General features: G+C 51.4%; 4 protein-coding genes and 1 pseudogene. 4 read left to right on the top strand and 1 reads right to left on the bottom strand.

What is annotated here, in order from left to right:
• Together BIZ39_RS20275 and BIZ39_RS20270 are read left to right on the top strand one after the other, a co-directional pair.
• Nucleotides 1–261, top strand: a pseudogene (locus BIZ39_RS20275) (chromate transporter); the annotation flags it as partial.
• Nucleotides 262–379: 118 nt separating this feature from the next.
• Nucleotides 380–1,222, top strand: a complete 843-nt coding sequence (locus BIZ39_RS20270; protein ID WP_197044410.1) for a DUF1259 domain-containing protein — start codon at nucleotides 380–382, stop codon at nucleotides 1,220–1,222.
• Between the two features lie 29 nt (nucleotides 1,223–1,251).
• On the opposite strand, the gene BIZ39_RS20265 is transcribed toward BIZ39_RS20270, so the two are convergent.
• A complete protein-coding gene (locus BIZ39_RS20265) occupies nucleotides 1,252–2,259 on the bottom strand; it encodes a tyrosine-type recombinase/integrase (protein WP_049589050.1) in 1,008 nt (335 codons plus the stop codon).
• A gap of 207 nt (nucleotides 2,260–2,466) precedes the next feature.
• Here BIZ39_RS20265 and BIZ39_RS20260 point away from each other — a divergent pair, with 207 nt between their 5' ends.
• Together BIZ39_RS20260 and BIZ39_RS20255 are read left to right on the top strand one after the other, a co-directional pair.
• Nucleotides 2,467–3,516 carry a DNA-binding protein gene (locus BIZ39_RS20260; RefSeq protein ID WP_049589052.1) on the top strand — a complete coding sequence of 350 codons (1,050 nt, stop codon included), beginning with the start codon at nucleotides 2,467–2,469 and terminating at the stop codon, nucleotides 3,514–3,516.
• A gap of 616 nt (nucleotides 3,517–4,132) precedes the next feature.
• Nucleotides 4,133–4,572, top strand: a 440-nt coding sequence (locus tag BIZ39_RS20255; protein ID WP_262385819.1) for a hypothetical protein, incomplete at its 3' end; no start/stop codon positions are given.

The raw sequence follows: 4,572 nt of genomic DNA, 5'->3' as shown, positions 1-4,572 counted from the left end.
GCCGTGGTGGGCGTGATGCTGAATCTCGCCATCTGGTTCGCGGTGCACGTCGCCTTTAACGAGGTTGAAACTGTACGGGCCTATGGTATGCTACTGCTGATACCCGCCTGGGGCAGCATCCACATTGTCAGCGTCGCGCTGGCCGCGGGCGCCTTTATCGCTATGTTGCGCTTTAAGGTGGGCATGTTGCCGATGATTTTAGTCAGCGCACTGCTGGGTATTGTGTACCATCTGTTATTTGCAGGCGTCCCGGCGGCGTAACCCCCCAATACAGCCAAAAATGTTTCACAGCAACAAAAAAAGAGGAATAGCCATGACAATGTCTCCGCTTCGAGCATTCATTCTAATGTGCGCTTTATTCATTCAAGCATCCATAACAATGGCCGACGATTCCGGCCGCCTCGATGATAAGGCCATTGGCCAGGCGGCTGGCACCCAGGCAACGGCCAAACCTGATGGCGTGGTGCGTATCGGCTGGAAGCGCGACGACGTGCCCGTCACCGTTGACGGTATGAAGTTCCCGCCGCCGGCGGGCCTCGGGAGTTGGGCCGCGTTCAAGGCCTTGCCGGAGGGTGGTGTTATGGTGATGGGGGATACGGTGGTGTTTGAGGATGAAATCACCCCGGCCATGGACGCCGCCTTTGCCCACGGCCTGGACATCACCGCGCTGCACAACCATTTCGTGTTCGACCGTCCGCCGGTTTACTTTATGCACATCGGCGGCCATGGACGAAACGCCGAGTCACTCGCCGAAGGCGTCAAGGCCATGTGGGATGCCATTAAACAAGTGCGTAAAAAGCATCCCGTACCGCAAGAACGATTTCCGGGTGATGTGCCCGATATCACCGGCAAATACAACACCAAGACGTTGGAAAAGATTCTGGATGCCGAGGGCAGCCTTAACGGGCAGGTGCTGAAATTCACGTTCGGGCGCAGCGCCAGAATGCACGGTGTGGAATTTGGCGCATCCATGGGCCTGTCCACCTGGGCCGCCTTCTCCGGGAATGAGAAGCAGGCGGTCGTCGATGGGGATTTTGCCATGACCGCGGACGAGATCCAGCCGGTGATGCGGACGCTGCGTCAGGCGGGCATCCACATCGTGGCGCTGCACAACCATATGACCGGTGAAACGCCTTCCTACTATTTCCTGCATTATTGGGGCAAGGGCAAGCCCGAGGATCTGGCGAAAGCGATACGGGCAGCGCTGGAGACGCAAAGATGAATTGAGAGTGGGATTCGTGATTTGACGGGTTATACGGGGTCGATCAGCGTGACCAACTTTTCCATCAATATCAGCGAGGCATTATTCGAAAGTTGCTGGCCTTCTTCGATGTACTCCCAGACCGTTGCATCGCTTTTCCAGCCGCCTTGTTTCTTGATCAGCTCGAAGTCTACCCGTTCTCGAGCCGCCGAAGTGGAGAGGCCGCGGCGAAAACTGTGACTGCTCAACTCGGGCACGAAGTCGAACTGACAGGCCTTGCCCAGGGTTTTGAGCAAGTCATTAATTGCCCCTGGGTTCAGAGGCCTGGGCGTCACCTGATCCCAGCGGTTAACCGGCCTAAAGAGCGGGCCGCTATCAATCTCAGCGCTATCCATCCAGGCCTTGATTGCTGTAGCCGGACAACAACCTGGTGTACCGAAAGGTAAGGCGCGGGCCAGCCCTGTCGCCTGTTGATCCGTTTTGGAGCGCGGCAACCGGATGATCAGGCCTTCCGGCTCCCAATTCAGATCACTGATTTGAATGGCCACCAGTTCGCTGCGACGAAAAGCGCCGAAAAAGCCGGTCAACACCAGGGCGATATCCCTATGCTTCTTTTTGCTATCCGGCAAACACCGCAGGTAATCCACCATTTGTGCGATGTGTTCCAGGCGTAGGGCCTTGGCCTTGCGTTTGGGTTGGCCATGAGTGCGACGAATGCCTTCCATGGTTTTCCGCACCAGGGGATCGCGCACCGGATCAGTGACGCCTTGGTAATGGTGCCACTGGCTAATGGCGGTGAGGTGGAGATCTAACGTCCGGGCGTTGAGCGATTCGGCCCTGGCGAGCAGATAGCGCACCACCGTATCTCGGTCAGTCGGCAACCGGCCACCCCATTTCTCAAATTGGCGAATGGCGGATCGGTAGGCCTTGCGGGTGTTATCGGAGGTGGCCGCCTGGAGGTAGTGCCGCAGTGACTCGGATTCCCGATGAGCAATCTGGTTCGATTCCTCATTACGTAATGCTAAGTCGGTGGCCATTTTGGGTGGTTTGGTGTTCATGAATTGGATTCCTATCGGTGTCACCAGAAAGGCGGCTATGTACCGGCGTTACAAGCAGAAGATTTTCAGCTTAATACCATAGCCAACGATAACCTTGATTATCGAAGGTTAAAAATTGAAACTCAAGAAACTTTGATAAGCATAAATATAATGTTATATTACGTGTTACATAATACGTTACTAAATAGTTTGAGAGGAAATCTCCCTATGGCACGCGCCGGAGTCACTTTCCACGATGTCGCCAAAGCCGCCGAAGCCATCAAAACCCAAGGCCAGGAGCCTACGGTGGATCGAGTGCGGGAACATATGGGCACCGGCAGCAAAAGCACCATCGCGCCGCTGCTCAAGCGTTGGCGATCAGACAACGGAGAGGCAGCCGATATCGGTGGACTCCCGAACGACCTGGTGGAGGTAGTGAAATCACTCCACGAGCGGGTACAGCAGATGGCCGACCACCGTATTGAGGAGACCCGTCAGGAATTTGAGGCGTCAAATAAAGAACTCCGCAAAGAATTGGCCGATTCCAAAAACACCATCGCGCAACTTACTGCCCGACAACAGGATCTTGAGAGCCAGATTGAACGGCAGAACAAAGAAAAAAGCGCGTTAGACAAGTCTCTGGAAGATGTGCGTATCAGCCTGGTCAAAGCCGAGGCCCAACGAGACGAAGCCATTGTGCGAACCGCTGAATTAAAGGAAAGTATTGCGGAACTTAAGCAGGAAAATAAGGACATCCGCGATCATTTTGAACATTATCAGCAGCGCACTGCCGAAGACCGTCAGCAAGAACGCGAACAGTTCCGGATCGATACCCAGGGGTTGAAAGACCAGATGCAGGAACTGCAACACCGGTTCGACCAGGCTGAGTCAAGAGCGTCCGAGTTATTTGATGCCAATGCGCAGTTACAAAGCAATGCCGATAAACTTGAACAGACCAATGCGACGCTAAACAGGGATTTGAACGGAAAGGTAGATGAGACCCAGAACCTGAAGCGCAACCTTGAAGACGCCATGACGAAGAACCAGGAATACCAGCATAAAAATGAGCAATTGGCAGAAAAAATAGCAGCTCTCACTGCTCAGAAAGCAGATGTCGATAAGGAATTGGCCGTGTTATCCCAAGCTTTGAAGGCCACCAAAACCGAGTTGAAAACCATCCAGGATAAAGTGACGTATCTGACCGATGAGAACAAGGTAATTCTTCAGGAAAAGGCGATGATCCTAGGACAATTCAAACAACTCCAGGGTTCGCTATGAAAAAGGCTGTCACAGCATTGAATATTCGGTAATGTTCCAAAGATGACCAAGTTTTAAGGGCAAATGCCGGGTTAGCGGCTATCTGACGGAAACCTACGGTTTCGAGGGTGCCACAGGATTCAAAACCGTAGGTTTTCGTTCAAATGCCCCCGCTGGTCCAAATTCGTTATTGGTGTGATTACACTGGCGGGGCTCTTTAGTTTAGGCGCAGCCTTTATATGCAGAAGAAGCAGAAGAAAATTCTATTTTGACCTAAACGAAAGTGTGCTGTATGTCGGCAGTTCGAATAACCCGAAGACGAAAGTTGCCTTTGATTCGTTTGAAAAACTTATGTTTGTTACAACGCGAATATACAGTACTGAGTCGTCAATGACTTGTTTTGAACTAAGTGTTTTAACTAATGACCAAAAAAGAATCGTTTTAATGTATCACGGTGATTATTACGCAATACAAGATGATTCAGATGTACTCGCTGAAATACTGGGATTAGAGGTCGAAAGTTTAGAGGCGTGAAGCCACTCAGTACGTTGAACGGAGCGTTTTTTAAACTGGCTTTACATTGTTTTATATCTATAATATATAATTATAAAATCAAGGTGAAAAAGGTTATAAAGCAATGGACAGATGGCACTATCCTCGGCACAAGCTGTGTGACTATATTCTACAAGGTATGCAACAGGGGCTTCTCGAGAGGGTTACCTTTTTTGCTCCTCGCAAGCGAGGTAAAACACAGTTTATCACGCGTGACGTTATTCCTGCCTGCGACAACATTGATGTGTTACCCATATACATAGACTTCTGGTCAGACAAAGACTCGCCCCAGAATGCCTTTATTGATGCCGTCACGACCACGCTTGAATCACGTCGCAATCTATTTTCCAAAATCCTGGCAAAGCTCAAGTTCACACCTGCTGTATCATCGTCTGGCGTCACGGTTAAAGCGGAAGCAAATGCCACGAGTGCACAGCGCCCCACCCTGCATTCGGTGTTTGATGCGCTTAATACCCATAACACGCCTATTTTGTTATTGCTTGATGAGGTTCAGCATCTTGCGAC

It is taken from the genome of Alteromonas sp. BZK5 (genome assembly GCF_014349115.1).
Classification (GTDB): domain Bacteria; phylum Pseudomonadota; class Gammaproteobacteria; order Enterobacterales; family Alteromonadaceae; genus Alteromonas; species Alteromonas macleodii.
Note: the sequence above shows the minus strand (reverse complement) of the source record. Positions and strands in the feature narration are given on the sequence as shown.

Coding starts and splice junctions, on each gene's coding strand:
- BIZ39_RS20270 (WP_197044410.1), top strand. CDS start 380: ATGGCCGACGATTCCGGCCGCCTCGATGATAAGGCCATTGGCCAGGCG.
- BIZ39_RS20265 (WP_049589050.1), bottom strand. CDS start 2,259: ATGAACACCAAACCACCCAAAATGGCCACCGACTTAGCATTACGTAAT.
- BIZ39_RS20260 (WP_049589052.1), top strand. CDS start 2,467: ATGGCACGCGCCGGAGTCACTTTCCACGATGTCGCCAAAGCCGCCGAA.